Source organism: Acidovorax facilis (genome assembly GCF_023913775.1).
GTDB classification, from domain to species: domain Bacteria; phylum Pseudomonadota; class Gammaproteobacteria; order Burkholderiales; family Burkholderiaceae_C; genus Acidovorax; species Acidovorax facilis.
The window spans coordinates 25514-45008 of sequence record NZ_JAMXAX010000024.1 but is presented as its reverse complement, the minus strand read 5'-3'; the positions used below and the strand labels follow the sequence as shown (position 1 = coordinate 45008).

The window sequence follows — 19495 nt, the reverse complement described above, 5'->3', positions numbered from 1 at the left end:
TTTCAGATAAACAGGTCAAACACCACCGCACTGTTTCCAAAAGCTCAACAATCAAATGGCAGTGCCCGTGTGAGAATTCCGCAGCACCCACCGGTGGGTGCTGACGTTCCAGATTCAAGGAGAAGCCATGGACCAAATACAGGCCATGCGCATATTCGTGCGGGTGGTGGAGGCCGGCACGTTTACCCGGGCAGCGGATTCGCTATCGCTGCCCAAAGCCACCGTGACCAAGCATGTGCAGGCGCTGGAGGAGCGCCTGCGCGTAAAGCTGCTCAACCGCACCACGCGGCGCGTGACAGTGACGCCCGACGGCGCCGCCTACTACGACCGCACCGTCCGGCTGCTGACCGACCTGGATGACATCGAGGCCAGCATGACCAATGCACGCGCCAATCCGCGCGGTCGCCTGCGCATCGATGTCGGCACGTCGGTGGCACAGCTGCTCATCATTCCGAACCTTGCAGAGTTTCATGCACGGTACCCGGACATCCAGGTGGACCTGGGGGTGAGCGACCGCATCGTGGACCTGATCGGAGATAACGTGGACTGCGTGATTCGCGGTGGCGAGCTCAGCGACCAGTCGCTGGTGGCGCGGCGGGTGGGCAACCTGGAGTTCATCACGGTGGCATCGCCCGACTATCTGGCGCGCAAGGGCACGCCCACCCATCCGCTGGAGATCGAGGAAAAACACGCCAGCGTGATCTATTTTTCTCCGCAAAGCGGCCGGCACTACCCGCTGGAGTTCGTCAAGGGCTCCGAATCCATCGACATCACGGGTCCCTACCAGTTGAGCGTGAATGAAGCCAATGCCTATGTGACGTCCGTGCTGGCGGGGCTGGGTATCGGGCAAATCACCAGCTACCAGGCGCAACAACACCTGCAAAATGGCGCCCTGGTGCGGCTGATGCCCGAGTGGACCCAGCCGCCACTGCCGGTGTACGTGGTGTATCCACCCAACCGCCACCTGAGCGCCAAGGTGCGTGCGTTTGTGGACTGGGCGGCCGAGCTGTTTCAACGCGAGACCCACCTGCAACGCACGCAGTGAAGGCATTACACAAAGGCGGGCAGGGGCCTTTATGCTTGGGCCCATGAACGCTACCGAGTCCACCCCCACCCCTGACGCGCGCACCAACGAGGGCGGCCACACCGCGCAAGCTGCTGAGCCCACACCTCCAGCAGCTTCTGCCAAACAGCCCCGCAACCCCCTGCACGGCGTAACGCTGGAAGCCATGGTAGTGGGCCTGGCAGACTATTTTGGCTGGGACGAGCTGGGCCGACAGATCCCCATCCGCTGCTTTCAGATCGACCCCAGCGTGGGCTCCAGCCTCAAGTTTTTGCGCAAAACCCCCTGGGCGCGCGAGAAGGTCGAGAGCCTTTACCTCTTCATGCTGCGCGACCAGCGGCGCAACGCGCAAGAATGACTGGCAATGCGCGCTACCACGCCCCAAGCATCGCCAACCCCGAATGCGTATTCGGCACGGCTGAGCGCACGGTATCGCAATTTTCTGGTCTCCCTGCTGACGCTGGGCGTCATCGGTGGGTTCAATGCTTTGCTGGCGGCTCAGTCCGGAAGGGGTGATGCAGGATGGTGGCCCGTGGCGTGGCTGGCCACCATGTTCTTGGGGGTTTTCTTCAGTGCAGCCTTCATGGCCATGGCGGGTCGCCGCAAGCTGCCGGTGGCCTAGGGCATCGCTCTGGGTGCGACTGTAGGTCTGGGGCTGACGACCTATGGGATTCTGCAGACGAGCCTGCACGCCCCTTGGGGCGCAGTGATGCCCGACTGGCTGCGTGGCGCGCAGGCAAGAGCCTGGCTGGGCTCTCCCTGGGCACCGCTCATTCCCTACGCAGCGGGGCTGGCCTTGCATGGCGCCGCCATGCTGGTTTTCAATCGCCGGACGTCACCAGAAAATCGCGGCTGATGCCGCCACCCAGGTCGTTGACCCGGTCCAGGAACTGCGTGAGGAACGCGTGCAGGCCCGTCGCCAGGATCTCGTCGATGCGACCGTACTGCAGGTCGGCCAGCAAGCGCCCTGCCCTGCGGCTGGTTTCGGCGGACTGCCCGTTGGCCAGCACGGCCAGGTTGTCCACCACCTCGCGCAGACAGGCGTGCAGCGATCGGGGCATATCGCGGCTCAGGATCAGCAGGTCGGCCACGCGCCCCGGCGTGATCACATCGCGGTAGACCTTGCGGTACACCTCGAACGCCGACACGCTGCGCAAGATGGCGCTCCAGTGGTAGAAGTCGCTTTCCTGGTTGCGGTCGCTGGGGCGGCCAAAAAAGTCATTCTTCACGGCGTGGAACTTCACATCCAGCAGGCGCGCAGTGTTGTCCGCGCGCTCCAGGAAGGTGCCCATGCGCAAAAAGTGAAACGCCTCGTCCTGCAGCATCGTGCCGAGCACCACGCCGCGTGAGAGGTGCGAGCGGTACTTCACCCATTCAAAGAACTGACCCGGGTCGCGCTCAAAGGCGCCCCCCTCCAGCTGGCGGTGCAGCTCCAGCCAGGTCTGGTTCTGCGTCTCCCACACCTCGGTGGTCAACGCACCGCGCACGGCCCGCGCGTTCTCGCGCGCGGCACGCAGGCACGACAGGATGGACGACGGGTTGTTGCCATCGTGCACCATGAACTCCAGCACGTTGGCGGGCGTCACTTCGCCATGCTTGGCGGTGTAGGCAGGAATCAGCTCGCTGATGGACAGCAGGCCCTCCCAGCCTTTCTGCGCCACATCGGCAGCCTGGGGCAACAGGGAGGTCTCGTAGCTCACATTGAGCATTCTTGCGGTGTTCTCAGCCCGCTCGGTGTAGCGGGACATCCAGAACAGATGGTCGGCGGTGCGGCTCAGCATGCGGCCTCCTTGATCGAGCAGGGCTGAGAACCCCGCACGTGCTGCGCACGCACGCGGTGTTGTGTCGAAAGCCCCATGCCAAGGGGCTTTTCAGCCCGCTCGGTGTAGCGGGACATCCAGAACAGATGGTCGGCGGTGCGGCTCAGCATGTTCAGAGGCTCCCTTGCGATTGACTTTGCGACTGGCCCTGGGATTGCGATTGCGACTGGGATTGCACGGCCTTGGGTTGCGCGGCAGGCGCACCCTCGCCCAGCACCCAGGTGTCCTTGGTGCCGCCGCCCTGCGACGAATTCACCACCAGCGAGCCCTCTTGCAGTGCCACGCGCGTGAGGCCCCCTGCGGCCATCTGCACCTCGCGACCGCTGAGCACGAAGGGGCGCAGGTCGATGTGGCGCGGGGCGATGCCGCTTTCCACATAGGTCGGGCAGCTCGACAGGCTGAGCGTGGGCTGGGCGATGTAGCCCGCCGGGTTGGCCAGCAGCGCACGGCGGAAGTCCTCGATCTCGGCCTGCGTGGCGGCCGGGCCGATCAGCATGCCGTAGCCACCGGCACCGTGCACTTCCTTCACGACCAGGTCCTTCAGGTTGGCCAGCACATGCTGCAGATCCTCCTGCTTGCGGCACATCCACGTGGGCACGTTCTTGAGGATGGGCTCCTGCCCCAGGTAGAAGCGGATCATCTCGGGCACGTAGGGGTACACCGACTTGTCGTCGGCCACGCCCGTTCCCACGGCGTTGCAGATGCCCACGTTGCCTGCGCGGTAGGCCTCCATGAGACCGTGGCAGCCCAGCGTGGAGTTGCGGCGGAAGACCTGCGGATCGAGGAAGTCGTCGTCCACCCGGCGGTAGATCACGTCCACCCGCTGCAGGCCGCGCGTGGTGCGCATGTAGACGAACTTGTCCTTGACGACGAGGTCCTGCCCTTCGACCAGCTCCACGCCCATCTGCTGCGCGAGGAAGGCATGTTCGAAGTACGCGCTGTTGTGCATGCCGGGGGTGAGCACCACCACCGTGGGCTCGTCGGCCGCTGCGGGCGCGCTGGCGCGCAGGGTTTCGAGCAGCATGTCGGGGTAGTGGGCCACGGGCGCCACCTTGTGCAGGCTGAACAGCTCGGGGAAGAGCCGCATCATCATCTTGCGGTTTTCCAGCATGTAGCTCACGCCGCTGGGCACGCGCAGGTTGTCTTCCAGCACGTAGTACTCGCCCTCGCCCTGCGCGTTGGGCGCGCGCACGATGTCGATGCCGGCAATGTGCGCGTAGATGTTCTGCGGCACATGCAACCCGGCCATCTCGGGCCGGTACTGCGCGTTGTTGAGGATGAGGTCGGCGGGCACGATGCCGGCGCGGATGATGTCCTGGCCGTGGTACACGTCGTGGATGAAGCGATTGAGCGCCGTGACCCGCTGCACCAGCCCCTGCTGCATGCTGCTCCACTCATGGGCCGGAATGATGCGCGGAATCAGGTCAAACGGAATCAACCGCTCGTTGCCCGCCCCGCCCTCGTCCTTTGCGCCGTAAACGGCGAAGGTAATGCCCACGCGCCGGAAGATCATCTCGGCTTCGGCCCTGCGGGCCTGCATCACATCAGGGGGCTGTTTGCTCAACCACTGCGCGTAGCGCTTGTAGTGTTCCCGCACATCGCTGCCATCAAAAGGCAGCATGGCGTACATCTCGTCAAATTTCTGCATGAACTGGCCTCCTGAAGACAGGATAGCAAGTTGCGCGCCCACACTCTGCAAACGGCCCCTGGTGGCACTACGGCATCGCGCCTGCTGAGTCCGCCCGGGGCACCATCTGGTGCTGCCAGTAGCGTCGGCCCGCATCGCGTTCACACCCTATTGCTGCGGGTTTGGCAGAGGCCCAGGTCGCGGCGCCACAGCGCGAAGACTCCACCACTTCGATGTCGCGAAGGCGATAGCGCTGCAACACCTGCGGGGCTGGATGGCCAAAGCGATTGCGGTACCCGGCTTGCACCAAAGCAGTGCGCGGCTGGACGGCATCCAGAAACGCCGGGGACGATGATGTCTTGCTGCCGTGGTGGGGCACCAGCAGCAGGTCGGCCTGGAGCGCCGCACCGCGCGCCAGCAGGGCCTGTTCCTGCGGGGCTTCGATGTCGCCCACCAGCAAGGCCGACACGCCCTGCGGCCCGGCGGAGGTGATGCGCAGCACACAGCTCAGCGCATTGGGGCGCACGCTGCGCACCGCCGCGTCGTCCGACTGTGGGTGCAGCACTTCGAAAGCCACACCATCCCATTCCCAGCGCTGGCCCGCCAGGCAGGGCTGGACTGGGCGCAAGGCCTGCAAGGTGTTCTCTGCCTCGATCGAGCCCACCAGCTCCGCATGCGGCTGCTGCGCCAGCACCGCGGCCGCACCGCCGGTGTGGTCTGCATCGCGGTGGCTGAGCATGAGGGTGTCCACGCGCTCCCCCAGTGCCCGCAGCAGCGGCACCAGCACACGGTGGCCCGCGTCGCTCTCGCGGCTGAAACGCGGCCCTGCGTCGTACAGCAGCGTGTGGGTGGCGGTGCGCACCAGCACCGCATTGCCCTGGCCGATGTCTGCGGCCAGCAGTTCAAACTGCCCTGCCGCGGGGCGCACCGGCTGCCACCACAGCGCGGGCCACAGGAGGGGAAATGCCAGCAGCCGCAGCCGCCAGGGCAGGCGCGTGGCCAGCAGCGCGCCTCCGGCCACGGCCAGCATGCCCGCCCACAACGGCGCGGCAGGCAGGAAGACCACGGCCCAGGGCCACAACGCCAGCCATTGCAGCAGAGCTGCCAGCGGCTGCAAACTGAGGGCGGCCAGGCTCCACAAGGGCGCCCACAGCACGCCGCCCAACGCCAGCGGGGTGACCACCAGGGTGACCCAGGGAATCGCCACCAGGTTGGCGGCAAAACCCACCACCGACACCTGGCCAAACAACAGCAGGGTCAGGGGCGTGAGCGCCAGCGTCACCACCCACTGCTCCCGAATCAATGCATAAAAATGGTGCCTAGCGCTGGATGGATAAGCGCTACCAGCTATTGAATTAGTAGCAAACAGAATACCCACCGCCACAAAGCTCAGCCAGAAGCCTGCCTGCGCCAACGCCCACGGGTCTGCCACCACCACGGCCGCACACGCCCACAGCCACACCTGCGGCCAGGGCCAGCGGCGGCCACTGAGCTGCAGCACGGCAATGGCCGCCAGCATGATCACCGTGCGCTGTGCAGGCACGCCCCAGCCGCTGAACAGCGCGTAGGCTGCCGCCAGCACCACCCCGGCGGCCAGTGCTGCGGAGGGCGCGGGCACCGCCAGGCACAGCCGGGTGGAACGCCGCCACAGGGCACCCACCACCAGCGCGGCCAGCCAGGCAAACAAGGTGATGTGAAGCCCGGAGATGCTCATGAGGTGAGCCACGCCCGTGGCGCGGAACACATCCCAATCGGCACGGTCAATGGCGCGCTGGTCACCCGTCACCAAAGCCGCCACCACGCCCGCAACGCGCGTGCGGGCCGGGTCACTGCCATCCTGGTCGCCCGCCAGGCGCTCCAGGATCGCATCGCGCACCGACTGCCGCGCCCGCTCCACCGGATGCCGCCAGGTTGCAGCCACAAACTCCGGCGGCTCGTCCTTGGGCCCTGCACGCACGTAGCCTGTGGCCTGCACGCCCTGCTCCCACATCCACAACTCGTAGTCAAAACCATGGGGGTTGCGCAGCCCGTGCGGCGCCTTCAGACGCACCGTCAACGCCCAGCGGTCGCCGGCTTTCAGGGCGGGCGGTGGACGCTGCAGGTCCAAGGTTCCGGCCGCATCGCGGAACGGGCCGCCGTACCAGGCCACATCGATGCGCGGCGGCAGCGTCACCGGGGCACCGTTCAGGCGCGCGGCCTCCACGTCCACGCGGATGCGGGTGCCAGCCTCGTTGGTTTGGGGCATGGCCGCCACCACGCCGGTCACCCGGATGTCCTGGCCCTCCAGCGCGGGCGCGAGGCCCTGGGCCGCATAGTCCACAGCGCGCAGCCCGCACAGGGCGAACATCACCAGCACTCCGGCGCCCACCGCCAGCGCGGTGGCGGCATGAGCGCCCCATCTGCGTCGCCTGGACGCTGCCCGCGCGCACCCGCCCACCACACACGCCGCCACCAGAACCGCCCCGTAGACCACCCCGGGCCACAACACCGGCTGCTGCAGCTGCAGCGCGGCCCCCAATACGGCCCCCAGCAGCCACGCAGGCAAGCGCCAGGGAACGGCGGCGACCATCGCGGAGCTTTCGCTGGCCACGGCGCCATCCAGGCCCACAGGGGCGGAGGGAATGGCATTAGGGGCGCTTATGGCGGGCATGGGCTGATGCTAATGCGATGCCTGAGGGCTGGCCGCTGGATTCTGCACACCAGGCTGTGTAACACTCGCGGCCATCCGGGTGCCGCCGGACCGCGAAGCCACCGCGCTGACCAGCAGGCCGTGCCGGCGCACCTGCACCGGCAAGCCCCCGCCATCCACCTTCACGCCAAACCGAGGAAAGACCATGAGCGTTTACGACAAGCTGAAAGAACTCAACATCACCCTGCCCCCCGTGTCGGTGCCCGCTGCCGCCTATGTGCCCTATGTGCAGACGGGCAACCTGGTGTTCCTGTCCGGCCACATCGCACGCAAGGACGGCAAGCCCTGGGCCGCGCAGTTTGGCCGCGATATTGGCACCGATGAAGGCAAGGAAGCTGCACGCTCGGTAGCGATTGACCTCATGGGCACGCTGCAGGCGGCCTGTGGCGGCGACCTCAACCGCGTCAAGCGCATCGTCAAGGTCATGAGCCTGGTGAATTCCACGGGTGATTTCACCGAGCAGCACCTGGTGACCAACGGCGCCAGCGAACTGCTGGGCCAGGTCTTTGGCGAAAAAGGCGTGCACGCCCGCAGCGCTTTTGGCGTGGCGCAGATCCCCCTGGGTGCCTGCGTGGAAATCGAGCTGATCGCCGAGCTGGCCTGACAGACCCCACCCCTCACCAAAAAACCCATGGCATGGCTGCCATGGGTTTTTTGTTTTCTGCGCAGGGCGGCGACGGATGCGCCCCTCCCAGCCGCCATGACACCATGGCCGCCAGTTGTCAGAGCGTCAGAAAGACTCCCAGTCCTCTTCCGATCCCTGGGCCACCGCGGGCTTGCGGCTGGCGGGTGCAGGTGCCGCAGATACCTTGGAAACAGCGGCCGCTGCAGCCGGAGCCTTGGCCACCGCAGCGGGCGGGCCGTGGAGTGCCTTCGCACCAGAACCCGGTGCGGGCCGTGCGGGTGCCGAGGGGACAGCGGTGGCGGCGGGTGCCTGTGGCCGCTGGGCAGCCGTGGCGCGCGCCGCACCAATGGCCGCCTGCGCGGGCCCATAGCTGGCGGCATTCACCTTGAACATGGACACCTCGCGCGCCAGGTGGTCTGCCTGCTCACGCAGGCTCTGGGCGGCGGCGGCGCTTTCTTCCACCAGCGCCGCATTCTGCTGCGTCATCTGGTCGAGGTTGCTGATCGCCTTGTTGACTTGCGACACCCCCGCACTCTGTTCGGACGATGCTGCGGTGATCTCGCCAATCATGTCGGTCACGCGCTGCACCGACTGCACGATGTCGGTCATGGTGGTGCCTGCGTCCGACACCAGGCGCGAGCCCGTCTCCACCTTCTCGACCGATGCACTGATGAGCAACTTGATCTCCTTGGCGGCCTCGGCGCTGCGCTGGGCAAGGCTGCGCACCTCGCTGGCCACCACCGCAAAACCCCGGCCCTGCTCACCCGCGCGGGCAGCTTCCACAGCGGCGTTCAGCGCGAGGATGTTGGTCTGAAAGGCTATGCCATCAATCACGCCAATGATGTCCGCGATCTTCTTGCTGCTGTGGTTGATGTCCTCCATCGTGGCCACCACCTGGTTCACCACCTCGCCGCCCCGCCGCGCCACGCCCGTGGCGCCCGCCGCCAGGCTGCTGGCCTGCTGCGCACTGCCTGCGCTTTGCTGGATGGTGCTGGTGAACTGCTCCATGGCGGCCGCCGTCTCCTGCAGGTTGCTGGAGGTCTGCTCGGTGCGGGCCGACAGGTCGTGGTTGCCCGTAGCAATCTCGGCGCTGGCGATGGCGATGCTGTCGGTGCTCTGGCGCACCTGGTGCACCATGCGGCCCAAGGCGCTGCTCATGGCATACAGCGAACGCAGCAGATCGCCAAACTCGTCGCCCCGGGTCACGGATTCCTGCATGCTCAGGTCTCCCCCCGCAATGCGTTCGGCCAGCCCGTTGGCCTGCTCCAGGGGCCGCTGGATGCTGCCGATCAGGTAGTAGGCACCCACAATGATGGCCAGCAGCAGCAGGCCCACAGCCACGGCAGCAATCTTGACCGTCAGCATGCGCTCTGCCGCCATCTGCTTCTGAACGGCCTCGGCACCTTGCTGCTGCTGCTGAACGAACTCACGCAGCGTGGTGGTGTAGGCCGCCACCGAAGGGTTGTACTTCTGGGTGATCAGCGTCACCGCCTGTTCTTGCTGCCCATCGCTCTTGAGTTTGCGGGCCTCGCCGCGCAGGTCGATCATGGTCTTGCGCGCAGCGGCGATCTTGGCCATCTGCTGCTTGTCGGCCTCTGACAGGGCCATGGATTCCAGCGACTTTTGCACTTCGCTGATCTGCGCCGATGTGGCCGCAATCACATCCTTGAACTCGGCTTCGACGGCCGGGTCGCTGCTGACGATCAGGGCCTGGGTTCTGGCGGCATTGGTCTCGGTAAGACCCGACCAGCGCAGTGCCGCCTGCACGCGCGACTCCATGTCTTTGCTCACCGCATCAGCATGGGCCTGTACCTTGGCAGACCGGTAGGCCGCAAAGCCCACCACCGCCACCAGCATGACCACAATCAAAATCACCGCCAGCCAGAGCTTGTGAGCCATCCGAAGATGCTTGGGCATGGTTGTCTCCTGAAGCGTTGTGTTTGTGTACAGATGTTGCACGCTTTTTCACGATTGCACAAACTCCGTCACTGCACATCAGGGTCTGCCCTGCCTGCATGGGCCCCAGCACATCTCCCGGGGTGCACGTCATTGCGCCGCCAGAGTTCGGCCACGGGGTTTCAGCAGGTCGTGTCGCTCGGGCAAATGCCCCATTCGCATGCCATCTGTACGCCCATCGTCGACAAAAGCGTGGTGCCAGCGGCCCCTGTTGCCCGCTGCAACACCCTGAAAAAAACTGGCGACAGGTGCTAACTCGCAGGCCCGGGGTGCCGGGTGCGTGAGCGGGCTGTCAGGCTGCGGAGCCGAGGAAGGCCTCAAAACGCGCCAGTTCGTCGCCCAGCGCGCGCCGGAACCCCGCGTCGCGTGGTGGGCGCCCGGCCACAAAACCCAGAGCATGCTGCAGCCGACCGCGCTCCACGCGCAGGTTGGCCCAGCCCACCATCTGTTCGCCCCACAGCACCGGCAACGCATAGTGGCCCATGGTGCGCTTGGGTGCCGGTACATGGGCCTCGAACCGGTACGCCCAGCCCCACAGCATCTCAAAGCGGCGTCGGTCCCACACCACGGGATCGAACGGTGCCAATAGCCGCACGCCGTTATGCGGCTGGTGGCGGCGCGATGCCGGGCTTTCAGCGACAGGCCAAAACCAGGTGGTTCCATCGACCACCGCATGGCCGTAGCGTGACGGTGCGGCCTTGGCCACCGCGCGCGCCTCGGCAGCCAGCTGCGGTGCGCCGTAGCGCAGCAGCGTGACCAGGTAGCCCAGGCTGGGTGCAGGCAACGGGGCATACAGCGCCACGATGCGATCCACCAGGGCTTCGGCGCGCGCCATGCGTGCGGCAGGACTGGCATCCTGCTCGGGGTGCGCCACCGGCGCATACACCCGGGTACCCGATTCGCGGCGGCACACGCGCAACCAGCCGTGGTGGTGCATGGCGTCCAGCAGGCGCGTGCTCGCGTTGAGTTCTCCGCCCCAGTAGCCTGCCACGCGGCCATGGTGCGCAAACGCCTCGCTGACCTCACGTGGATGCACCGCGCCCCGCTCCCGCACAAACGCCAGCACCTCGCGCGCACGCTCGGTCGTGGCTGCGTCCCACGGCCTGCGCGGCGTGCGCGGGTGCAGCAGCGCCAGCATCTCGCGCGACACAAAACCGTAGTTGACGAAAGCGTCTTCCTCAATGCCCAGCCGCTCGTAGCGGCGTTCCAGGTCACCGGCACGGTAGTCACGCACCCGTAAACGCAAAATCAGGTCCTGTGCCCGCGCGGGCGCCCGCATCGGATCGGCCTGCACAAAACCCAGCGTGCGGATCGCACCGGGCAGGGTCTGTGGTTTGAACAGGCTGCGCGCAATCGCGTAGCGGCGCAGCTCATCCAGCGTGGGTGAGCGCGACGCCACACCCTTACTCCACGCGCGTCACGGCGTTGGGCTTGAAGCCCAGGTCCGCCGCCTTGCCCTTGCGGCCGCGTGCGGCGCGGGCGTTGTTCAGGCTGCGGATCTCGAGCGTCTCGTCGCGCTGCTTGCCGCCCCGGCCAATGCCATCCAGGCGAATGCTGCGCGTGTAGGCTGCGGCTCCCGCCAGCTGGTCCTTGTCTTCGAGGTCGATCAGCATCAGGCCGCGACCGCCGTTGACCATGGTTTTCAACTCGGTAATTTCGAACGTGAGGATGCGTCCGCCCGTGGAAGCGCAGGCCACGTGCGTGGCAGGCAGCACCGGCTTGCTGCCTGTACTGCCTGCGGCATGCGAAGGCACACACACGGTTTCGCCCTCGCCCAGCGTGAGGAAGGCCTTGCCGCCCTTCTGGCGCGAGACCATGTTCTCCACCGCCGCCAGAAAGCCGTAGCCACCGGAGTTGGACAGCAGCAGCGTGGCGTTGGCGGGCCCTGCAAAGTAGTGGAGCAGTTGTGTGCCCGACTCCAGCTCGATCAGCGTGGTCACCGGCTGGCCGTCACCGCGTGCGCCGGGCAGCAGCGACACCGCCACCGAGTACACGCGGCCATTGCTGCCAAAGGCCAGCAAGGTATCGACCGTACGGCATTCAAACGTGCCATACAGGCCATCGCCCGCCTTGAAGGCAAAACTGGCAGCCTCGTGGCCATGGCCGGTGCGAGCGCGCACCCAGCCTTTTTGCGAGACGATCACCGTGACGGGCTCGTCCACCACCTTCACTTCGGCCACAGCCTTTTTCTCGGCCTGGATCAGCGTGCGGCGCGCATCGGCAAAGGTCTTGGCGTCGGCCTCGATCTCCTTGACCATGGTGCGGCGCAGCGAGCCGGGGTTGTTCAGAATGTCTTCGAGCTTGCCCTGGCTTTCGCGCAGCTCTTTCAGCTCCTGCTCGATCTTGATGGCTTCGAGCCGCGCAAGCTGGCGCAGGCGAATTTCGAGGATGTCTTCGGCCTGCCGGTCGCTGAGGTTGAAGCGTGCAATCAGCGCGGCCTTGGGCTCCTCGGCCGCACGGATGATGGCGATCACCTCGTCGATGTTGAGCAGCACGGTCTGCCGCCCTTCGAGGATGTGAATACGGTCCAGCACCTTGTCCAACCGGTGCTGGCTGCGGCGCGTGATCGTGGTCTGGCGGAAGGCGATCCACTCTTCCAGCATCACACGCAGCGACTTTTGCACCGGCTTGCCGTCGAGCCCCACCATCGTCAGGTTGATCGGGGCCGAGGTCTCCAGGCTGGTGTGCGCCAGTAGCGCGGTGATCAGCTCCTGCTGCGGGGTCTTGCCCGTCTTGGGCTCGAACACCAGGCGCACAGGGGCGTCTTTGCTGGATTCGTCGCGCACGACATCCAGCACGGCCAGCATGCTGGCCTTCAGTTGCGTCTGGTCCTGGCTCAGCGCCTTCTTGCCGGCCTTGACTTTGGGGTTGGTGATTTCCTCGATCTCTTCGAGCACGCGCTGCGTGCTCACGCCCGGTGGCAGCTCGTTCACCACCAGTTGCCACTGGCCACGCGCCAGTTCCTCGATCTTCCAGCGTGCGCGCACCTTGAGGCTACCCCGGCCGCTGCGGTAGGCGTCGGCAATGTCGCCGGGGCTGCTGATGATCTGGCCACCGCCGGGGTAGTCCGGGCCGGGCACGATGGCCAGCAGCTCGTCCTGGCTCAGCGAAGGTGTCTTGATGAGTGCAATGCAGGCGTCGGCGATCTCGCGCAGGTTGTGGCTGGGGATTTCGGTGGCCAGGCCCACGGCGATGCCGCTGGCGCCGTTGAGCAACGCAAACGGCAGGCGGGCGGGCAACTGGCGCGGCTCCTCGGTGCTGCCGTCGTAGTTGGGCATGAAATCCACGGTGCCTTCGTCGATCTCGTCGAGCAGCAGGCTGGTGATGCGCGACAGGCGCGCCTCGGTGTAGCGCATGGCAGCGGCGCCATCGCCATCGCGGCTGCCGAAGTTGCCCTGGCCGTCGATCAGCGGGTAGCGCTGGGCAAAGTCCTGCGCCATGCGCACCAGCGCGTCGTAGGCCGACTGGTCACCATGCGGGTGGAAGCGGCCCAGCACATCGCCCACCACGCGGGCGCTCTTGACCGGCTTGGCGGCAGTATTGCGCGTGGGGCCGCTGTAGCCCAGGCCCATGCGGTCCATCGAATACAGGATGCGCCTCTGCACGGGCTTGAGACCGTCGCACACATCGGGCAACGCGCGGCCCTTGACGACCGACAGTGCGTATTCAAGGTAGGCGCGCTGGGCATAGCCTGCCAGGCCCAGGGAGTCGCCCCCGTCATCGCCTGCGGTGGTGAAATCCAAAGTCGGTTGGTCGCTCATTCGTTAACTACAGGTTCTTGATTCAGGTTCTGGTCGCGTGTCTGCGCGACGCGGGTGGGCGGCAGGTTGCCCCTGTTGGTGGCACCGCCCGAGAGCTCCATGCGTACGCGGCCAGGCGCTGCACGCTGTGCCAGCACGGGTGCCGGGGGCTTGAGCTGGGCATACAGGCCCAGCACGGTGCGCACATAGCTCTGCGTTTCCTTGTACGCGGGGATTTGGTTGCCCGCGCGCTGTACCGCACCTTCACCGGCGTTGTAGGCCGCCACGGCCAGGTCCATGCGGCCGGGGAACAGGTCCAGCAGGTGGCGCAGGTAACGGGTGCCAGTGGGCACATTCACCGCCGGGTCGGCCAGCTTCTGTTCCACCGTGCGCTTGGCGTCGCTGCTCACGCCAAAGCGGTTGGCGGTGGCGGGCATCACCTGCATCAGGCCCACGGCGCCCTTGGGCGACACGGCGGTGGCGTCAAAGCCGGACTCGGTCGCGATCACGGCCTGCAGCAGCTCGTAGTCCACACCGTGTTTGACGGACGCAGCGCGCAGGTGGTGTTTGACGCGTTTGTAGTCGGGGGCGATGTCAAAAAAGGCCAGCAGGCGCGCGCCCGCTGCGGGCAGCGCGTAGGGCATGGGCGACGCATTGGCAGGCGCGTCGCGGGTGGAGTCAAAGTCGTTGCCGCGAAAAAACAGCTGGTAGCGCGCATCGACCTGCTCGGCCGCAAAGTGCGTCACGCCACGCTCGTCCACATGCGCCCACAGGTCCGCATGGGCCATTTGCTGCACAAAACATAGCAGCAAACCCAATACAGACAAGCGCAGGGCACTGTTTTTATTCATATTTTGATCACAAACACCGGGCGGAGCGCGTCGATGCGGTCAGATATCGATCTCGACCGCATCGCCATGCAACTCCATCAGCTCACGGCGCGCGGCGGCTTCGCCCTTGCCCATGAGCTTGGTGATGAGGCCTTCGGTGGCGGCAAAGTCCATGTCGCCCAGTTGCACGGGCAGCAGGCGGCGGGTGTCGGGGTTGAGCGTGGTTTCCCACAGCTGCTCGGCGTTCATCTCGCCCAGGCCCTTGAAGCGGCTGATCTGGCACTTCTCTTTGGGCACGCCGTCCTTGGCGCACTTGTCGAGGATGGCCGTCAGTTCGCCATCGTCCAGCGCATACATCTTGGCGGCGGGCTTCTTGCCGCGCGCGGGTACATCCACGCGGAACAGCGGCGGGCGCGCCACGTAGATGTGACCGGTTTCGATGAGCTTGGGGAAGTGGCGGAAGAAAAGCGTGAGCAGCAGCACCTGGATGTGCGAGCCATCCACGTCGGCGTCGCTCAAGATGCAAACCTTGCCGTAGCGCAGGCCGCTCAAATCCGGCGTGTCGTTGGGGCCATGCGGATCCACGCCGATGGCCACCGAGATGTCGTGGATTTCGTTGTTGGCAAACAGGCGGTCGCGCTCCACCTCCCAGGTGTTGAGCACCTTGCCGCGCAGCGGCAGGATGGCCTGGCTTTCCTTGTCGCGGCCCATCTTGGCGCTGCCGCCAGCCGAGTCGCCCTCGACCAGGAAAACTTCGTTGTGGGCGATGTCCTTGCTTTCACAGTCGGTGAGCTTGCCGGGCAGCACGGCCACGCCGGAGCCCTTGCGTTTTTCGACCTTCTGGCCCGCCTTCTGGCGCGTCTGCGCGGCCTTGATGGCCAGCTCGGCGAGCTTCTTGCCGTATTCAACATGCTGGTTGAGCCAGAGTTCGAGCGCGGGGCGCACAAAGCCGCTGACCAGGCGCACCGCGTCGCGCGAGTTCAGGCGCTCCTTGATCTGGCCCTGGAACTGCGGGTCCAGCACCTTGGCACTGAGCACATAGCTGGCGCGCGCAAACACGTCCTCGGGCAGCAGCTTCACACCCTTGGGCAGCAGGCTGTGCAGCTCGATGAAGCTCTTGACTGCATTGAACAGGCCGTCGCGCAGGCCGCTCTCGTGCGTGCCGCCCGCGCTCGTGGGAATCAGGTTGACGTAGCTCTCGCGCACGGGCTGGCCGTCTTCGGTGAAGGCGACACACCAGGATGCGCCCTCGCCTTCGGCAAAACTTTCGTTGTTGCGGTCGGCAAAACCCTCGCCTTCAAACAGCGGGATCACCGGGTCGCCGTTGAGCGTCTGCATAAGGTAGTCGCGCAGGCCGCCTTTGTATTGCCAGGTTTGCGTGTCGCGCGTCTTCTCGTTGACGAGCTGCACCGTCACGCCGGGCATCAGCACAGCCTTGCTGCGCAGCAGGTGGGTGAGCTCGCTCATGGGCAGCGCGCTCGATTCGAAATACTTGGCGTCGGGCCACACTCGGACCGAGGTGCCCTGCTTGCGTTCGCCCGCCTCCAGCGGTCGGGCCACCAGGGGTTCGATCACGTCACCGGCCGAGAACACCAGGCGTGCCGCCTTGCCTTCGCGGTAGCTCGTTGCCTCCAGCCGTGTGGCCAGTGCGTTGGTCACACTCACGCCCACGCCGTGCAGGCCGCCCGAGAAGCTGTAGGCACCACCCTTGCCCTTATCGAACTTGCCACCCGCGTGCAGCCGGGTGAACACCAGTTCGATCACCGGGGCGTTTTCCTCGGGGTGCATGCCAAACGGAATGCCCCGGCCGTCGTCCTCCACGCTGACCGAGCCGTCGGCATGCAGCGTGACGCGGATCTTCTTGCCGTGCCCGGCCAGCGCCTCGTCGGCCGCGTTGTCCAGCACCTCCTGAACGATGTGCAGGGGGTTGTCGGTGCGGGTGTACATGCCCGGGCGTTGCTTGACGGGCTCCAGGCCCTTGAGCACGCGGATCGAGCCTTCGGAATATTCGCTGGCGGATGCAGAAGACGGTTTGGCAGACATGGGGCGGATTGTAGTGCGGCAACGCAGTAATAGCTGGATATAAAACCAGCCCCACCTTCGCCCCTGCTGCCAACTGTATTGGTCCCCCGTGTATCAGCACGTTTCACGCAATCTAGCTACATTCCTGCGCATGCATACGAATCCTCCCAAACTGTCCATGTTCCAGGTGCTGGCCTGCGGCGCGGCCATCGTGACACTGTCGATGGGCATCCGCCACGGCTTCGGGCTCTGGCTCTTGCCCATCACCCAGGAGATGGGCTGGACGCGCCAGTCGTTCGCACTGGCGATTGCCATCCAGAACCTGTCCTGGGGCCTGATCGGCATTTTTGCGGGCATGGTGGCCGACCGGTTTGGCGCGTTCCGCGTGCTGATGGGCGGTGCCGTGCTGTACGGCCTGGGCCTGGCGGGCATGGCACTGTCGCCCACGCCCACGCTGTTTGCGCTGACGGCGGGCGTGCTGATTGGCGCGGCCCAGGCAGGCACCACCTACGCCGTGATCTACGGTGTGCTGGGGCGCCAGATTGCACCCGAACGCCGGTCCTGGGCCATGGGTGTGGCCGCTGCGGCAGGCTCGTTCGGCCAGTTCCTCATGGTGCCGGTGGAAGGCTGGCTGATTGCCGGATTGGGTTGGCAGCAGGCGCTGCTGGCGCTGTCCTTGATGGTGCTGCTCATCGTGCCGCTGGCCTTTGGGCTGCGCGAGCCCAACTTCGCGGGAGCGGCCCCGGTCAAGCGCGAGCAGACGATCCTGCAAGCGCTGGGCGAGGCGTTCCGCTACCCCAGTTTCAACCTGTTGATGGCGGGCTACTTCGTCTGTGGATTCCAGGTGGTGTTCATCGGCGTGCACATGCCCAGCTACCTCAAGGACCACGGCCTGTCGCCCCAGGTGGCCAGCTATGCGCTGGCGCTGATTGGCCTGTTCAATGTGCTGGGCACCTATGTGGCCGGCACACTGGGCCAGCGCATGCCCAAGCGGTTCATCCTGGCTTTTATCTACTTTGCGCGGGCTGCGGCCATCAGCGTGTTCCTGCTGGTGCCGCTGTCGCCGCTGTCGGTGTATGTGTTCTCGGCGGTGATGGGCACGCTGTGGCTGTCTACCATCCCGCCCACCAACGCCACCATCGCGCAAATCTTTGGCGTGCAGCATCTGTCGATGCTGGGCGGCTTCGTGTTCTTCAGCCACCAGATCGGCAGCTTCCTGGGCGTGTGGCTGGGGGGCTATCTGTATGACGCGACGGGCAGCTACGATATCGTCTGGTACATCGCCATCGGCCTGGGTATTTTTGCCGGGCTGGTAAACCTGCCGGTCCGGGAAAGCCCCATCCAGCGCGGCGCAGCCCAACCTGCCTGACCATCCCCTGCAAAGAACTTCCTCATGCCCACCGTCAGCGCATCCACCACCCCGCCCGGCAGCAGCGTGCCACGGGTATGGCGCTGGCTTGGCTGGATCACGGCGGTGGTGCTGTGCCTGGCGGTGTTTGGCATGTACACGGTGCCGGACTTCATGGTGATGCTGGCCGACCAGATGTGGGCGTGCTTCTGAGCCCGCGCCTTCCTCTTTCAAGTTTTTGGCCGCTAGCGCTTGATGGACAAGCGCTGATAGCTATATTTTCAATAGCACATGCACGGTAACGAAGCTCCATCCGAATGGGTCCGCCGCTGGTCCCACCTGATTGCGCCGGGCAGCACGGTGCTCGACGTGGCTTGCGGCGCCGGGCGCCACCTGCGCTGGCTGCGCGGCCTGGGGAACTCCGTGGTGGGGGTGGACCGCTCTGCCGAGGCTCTGGCCGCTTGCGAGGGTCTGGGTGAACTGGTACTGGCCGACATCGAGAGCGGCCCATGGCCCTTTGCAGGCCGCCAGTTTGGTGCCGTGGTGGTCACCAACTACCTGTGGCGGCCCCTGCTGGCCACCCTGGTGGAAAGCGTGGCCCCAGGCGGTGTGCTGATCTACGAGACCTTTGCACACGGCAACGAAACCGTAGGCCGCCCGGCCCGGCCGGAATTCCTGCTGCAGCCCGGAGAACTGCTGACCGCCTGCACGGGGCTGCGCACCCTGGCCTATGAAGACGGCTTCCAAAAAAACCCCGACCGTTTCGTGCAACGCATCACGGCCGTGCGGGAACTCCCGCCGCCTGGGGGACCCTCACGACATCTTCTGCCCATGTGGGCTAGTTAGAATGCTCTTTTACCGTTTACCACTGCGGACATGACCTCTTCCTCCGTCGCTCTCACCGGCAGCATCGTCGCCCTCGTCACTCCCATGCACGAGGACGGTAGCGTGGACTACCCGGCCCTGCGCAAACTGATCGACTGGCACATTGCCGAAGGCACCGACTGCATCGGCGTGGTGGGCACCACGGGCGAGTCGCCCACCGTCAACGTCGAAGAACATTGCGAGATCATTCGCGTGGCCGTGGAGCAATCTGCCAAGCGCGTGCCCATCATGGCGGGCTGTGGCGCCAACTCCACCGCCGAAGCCATCGAGCTGGCCAAGTTCGCGCGCGGCGTGGGGGCCGACAGCCAGTTGCAGGTCGTGCCGTACTACAACAAGCCTACGCAAGAGGGCCAGTTCCAGCATTTCAAGGCGATTGCCGAAGCCACGGGCGACCTGCCCATCGTGCTGTACAACGTGCCCGGCCGCTCGGTGGCCGATATGCAACACGACACCGTGCTGCGCCTGACCCAGGTGCCCGGCATCATCGGCATCAAGGAAGCCACCGGCAATATCGAACGCGCCCAGTGGCTCATCCGCGATGTGCCCAAGGGCTTTGGTGTGTATTCGGGCGACGACCCGACCGCTGTGGCGCTGATGCTGTGCGGAGGCCACGGCAACATCAGCGTGACGGCCAACGTCGCCCCGCGCCTGATGCACGAACTGTGTGTGGCTGCCCTGGCGGGCGATGCACGCCGGGCCATGGAAATCCAGTTCAAGCTGATGCCGGTGCACAAGAACCTGTTCGTCGAAGCCAACCCCATCCCGGTCAAGTGGGCCATGGCCCGCATGGGCCTGTGCGGTGGCACGATGCGCCTGCCCATGACGCCGCTGACCACCAGCAACGAGGCTGTGGTCGAATCTGCGCTGCGCACCAGCGGCCTGATCTAATC

At 65.8% G+C, this 19495-nt stretch carries 17 protein-coding genes; 8 read left to right on the top strand and 9 right to left on the bottom strand.

All coding sequences use genetic code 11. The features are described from left to right. Positions 1-127 precede the first annotated feature (127 nt). From NFX52_RS10095 to NFX52_RS10085, 3 genes are read left to right on the top strand one after another with little or no spacing between them, the layout of a single operon-like run. The gene (locus NFX52_RS10095; RefSeq protein WP_055400927.1) at positions 128-1045 is read left to right on the top strand and encodes a LysR family transcriptional regulator; all 918 of its coding nucleotides are present in this window, start codon (positions 128-130) and stop codon (positions 1043-1045) included. Between the two features lie 43 nt (positions 1046-1088). Beyond that, a complete protein-coding gene (locus tag NFX52_RS10090) occupies positions 1089-1421 on the top strand; it encodes a VF530 family protein (RefSeq protein ID WP_055400939.1) in 333 nt (110 codons plus the stop codon). Positions 1422-1427: 6 nt separating this feature from the next. Further along, the gene (locus NFX52_RS10085) at positions 1428-1685 is read left to right on the top strand and encodes a hypothetical protein (RefSeq protein WP_055400925.1); all 258 of its coding nucleotides are present in this window, start codon (positions 1428-1430) and stop codon (positions 1683-1685) included. A 199-nt stretch (positions 1686-1884) separates the two neighbouring features. Here NFX52_RS10085 and NFX52_RS10080 read toward each other — a convergent pair whose 3' ends face one another. From NFX52_RS10080 to NFX52_RS10065, 4 genes are all read right to left on the bottom strand, one after another. Beyond that, the gene (locus NFX52_RS10080) at positions 1885-2844 is read right to left on the bottom strand and encodes an alpha-E domain-containing protein (protein ID WP_055400923.1); all 960 of its coding nucleotides are present in this window, start codon (positions 2842-2844) and stop codon (positions 1885-1887) included. Next, complete coding sequence (locus NFX52_RS10075; protein ID WP_082437570.1) at positions 2838-2993, bottom strand: alpha-E domain-containing protein; 156 nt, start codon at positions 2991-2993, stop codon at positions 2838-2840. The genes NFX52_RS10080 and NFX52_RS10075 overlap by 7 nt, the downstream gene beginning before the upstream one ends. 2 nt (positions 2994-2995) lie before the next feature. After that, on the bottom strand, positions 2996-4531 hold the full coding sequence (locus NFX52_RS10070; RefSeq protein WP_055400921.1) for a circularly permuted type 2 ATP-grasp protein: 1536 nt from the start codon (positions 4529-4531) through the stop codon (positions 2996-2998). Between the two features lie 67 nt (positions 4532-4598). Further along, on the bottom strand, positions 4599-7079 hold the full coding sequence (locus NFX52_RS10065; protein ID WP_252635624.1) for a DNA internalization-related competence protein ComEC/Rec2: 2481 nt from the start codon (positions 7077-7079) through the stop codon (positions 4599-4601). 265 nt (positions 7080-7344) lie between these two features. Here NFX52_RS10065 and NFX52_RS10060 point away from each other — a divergent pair, with 265 nt between their 5' ends. After that, positions 7345-7803: a RidA family protein gene (locus NFX52_RS10060; protein ID WP_055400919.1), complete on the top strand. Its 459-nt coding sequence runs from the start codon at positions 7345-7347 to the stop codon at positions 7801-7803. Between the two features lie 126 nt (positions 7804-7929). Here the strand turns inward: NFX52_RS10060 and NFX52_RS10055 are convergent, their stop codons facing one another. The 5 genes from NFX52_RS10055 to NFX52_RS10035 all read right to left on the bottom strand — a co-directional run bounded on the left by NFX52_RS10055 (position 7930) and on the right by NFX52_RS10035 (position 16393). Continuing rightward, the gene (locus NFX52_RS10055; RefSeq protein WP_055400917.1) at positions 7930-9741 is read right to left on the bottom strand and encodes a methyl-accepting chemotaxis protein; all 1812 of its coding nucleotides are present in this window, start codon (positions 9739-9741) and stop codon (positions 7930-7932) included. A 331-nt stretch (positions 9742-10072) separates the two neighbouring features. Then, positions 10073-11179 (bottom strand): DNA glycosylase AlkZ-like family protein, encoded by a 1107-nt coding sequence (locus NFX52_RS10050; RefSeq protein WP_252635623.1) that lies wholly within the window; start codon positions 11177-11179, stop codon positions 10073-10075. A gap of 4 nt (positions 11180-11183) precedes the next feature. Then, complete coding sequence (gene parC / locus NFX52_RS10045) at positions 11184-13541, bottom strand: DNA topoisomerase IV subunit A (protein ID WP_055400913.1); 2358 nt, start codon at positions 13539-13541, stop codon at positions 11184-11186. Further along, positions 13538-14371, bottom strand: a complete 834-nt coding sequence (locus NFX52_RS10040) for a lytic transglycosylase domain-containing protein (protein ID WP_055400911.1) — start codon at positions 14369-14371, stop codon at positions 13538-13540. The genes parC and NFX52_RS10040 overlap by 4 nt, the downstream gene beginning before the upstream one ends. A gap of 39 nt (positions 14372-14410) precedes the next feature. Then, positions 14411-16393: a DNA topoisomerase IV subunit B gene (locus NFX52_RS10035; RefSeq protein ID WP_055400909.1), complete on the bottom strand. Its 1983-nt coding sequence runs from the start codon at positions 16391-16393 to the stop codon at positions 14411-14413. A gap of 130 nt (positions 16394-16523) precedes the next feature. Between NFX52_RS10035 and NFX52_RS10030 the strand changes: the two genes are divergently transcribed. The 4 genes from NFX52_RS10030 to dapA all read left to right on the top strand — a co-directional run bounded on the left by NFX52_RS10030 (position 16524) and on the right by dapA (position 19493). Then, positions 16524-17741: an MFS transporter gene (locus NFX52_RS10030; protein WP_055400907.1), complete on the top strand. Its 1218-nt coding sequence runs from the start codon at positions 16524-16526 to the stop codon at positions 17739-17741. Positions 17742-17765: 24 nt separating this feature from the next. After that, positions 17766-17933 (top strand): hypothetical protein, encoded by a 168-nt coding sequence (locus NFX52_RS10025; RefSeq protein WP_176886539.1) that lies wholly within the window; start codon positions 17766-17768, stop codon positions 17931-17933. Positions 17934-18011: 78 nt separating this feature from the next. Then, entirely contained in the window at positions 18012-18566 is a 555-nt protein-coding gene (locus tag NFX52_RS10020) for a class I SAM-dependent methyltransferase (protein WP_055400905.1), read from the top strand. Between the two features lie 30 nt (positions 18567-18596). Next, positions 18597-19493 (top strand): 4-hydroxy-tetrahydrodipicolinate synthase, encoded by an 897-nt coding sequence (gene dapA / locus NFX52_RS10015; protein ID WP_055400903.1) that lies wholly within the window; start codon positions 18597-18599, stop codon positions 19491-19493. Positions 19494-19495 lie beyond the last annotated feature (2 nt).

Bases quoted from the DNA above. Each gene is read 5' to 3' on its own strand.
- NFX52_RS10070 (WP_055400921.1), bottom strand. From the start codon at position 4,531: ATGCAGAAATTTGACGAGATGTACGCCATGCTGCCTTTTGATGGCAGC.
- dapA (WP_055400903.1), top strand. From the start codon at position 18,597: ATGACCTCTTCCTCCGTCGCTCTCACCGGCAGCATCGTCGCCCTCGTC.
- NFX52_RS10075 (WP_082437570.1), bottom strand. From the start codon at position 2,993: ATGCTGAGCCGCACCGCCGACCATCTGTTCTGGATGTCCCGCTACACC.
- NFX52_RS10025 (WP_176886539.1), top strand. From the start codon at position 17,766: ATGCCCACCGTCAGCGCATCCACCACCCCGCCCGGCAGCAGCGTGCCA.
- NFX52_RS10035 (WP_055400909.1), bottom strand. From the start codon at position 16,393: ATGTCTGCCAAACCGTCTTCTGCATCCGCCAGCGAATATTCCGAAGGC.
- NFX52_RS10020 (WP_055400905.1), top strand. From the start codon at position 18,012: ATGCACGGTAACGAAGCTCCATCCGAATGGGTCCGCCGCTGGTCCCAC.
- NFX52_RS10065 (WP_252635624.1), bottom strand. From the start codon at position 7,079: ATGGTCGCCGCCGTTCCCTGGCGCTTGCCTGCGTGGCTGCTGGGGGCC.
- NFX52_RS10090 (WP_055400939.1), top strand. From the start codon at position 1,089: ATGAACGCTACCGAGTCCACCCCCACCCCTGACGCGCGCACCAACGAG.
- NFX52_RS10040 (WP_055400911.1), bottom strand. From the start codon at position 14,371: ATGAATAAAAACAGTGCCCTGCGCTTGTCTGTATTGGGTTTGCTGCTA.
- NFX52_RS10055 (WP_055400917.1), bottom strand. From the start codon at position 9,741: ATGCCCAAGCATCTTCGGATGGCTCACAAGCTCTGGCTGGCGGTGATT.
- NFX52_RS10060 (WP_055400919.1), top strand. From the start codon at position 7,345: ATGAGCGTTTACGACAAGCTGAAAGAACTCAACATCACCCTGCCCCCC.
- NFX52_RS10030 (WP_055400907.1), top strand. From the start codon at position 16,524: ATGCATACGAATCCTCCCAAACTGTCCATGTTCCAGGTGCTGGCCTGC.
- NFX52_RS10095 (WP_055400927.1), top strand. From the start codon at position 128: ATGGACCAAATACAGGCCATGCGCATATTCGTGCGGGTGGTGGAGGCC.
- NFX52_RS10085 (WP_055400925.1), top strand. From the start codon at position 1,428: ATGCGCGCTACCACGCCCCAAGCATCGCCAACCCCGAATGCGTATTCG.
- parC (WP_055400913.1), bottom strand. From the start codon at position 13,541: ATGAGCGACCAACCGACTTTGGATTTCACCACCGCAGGCGATGACGGG.
- NFX52_RS10080 (WP_055400923.1), bottom strand. From the start codon at position 2,844: ATGCTGAGCCGCACCGCCGACCATCTGTTCTGGATGTCCCGCTACACC.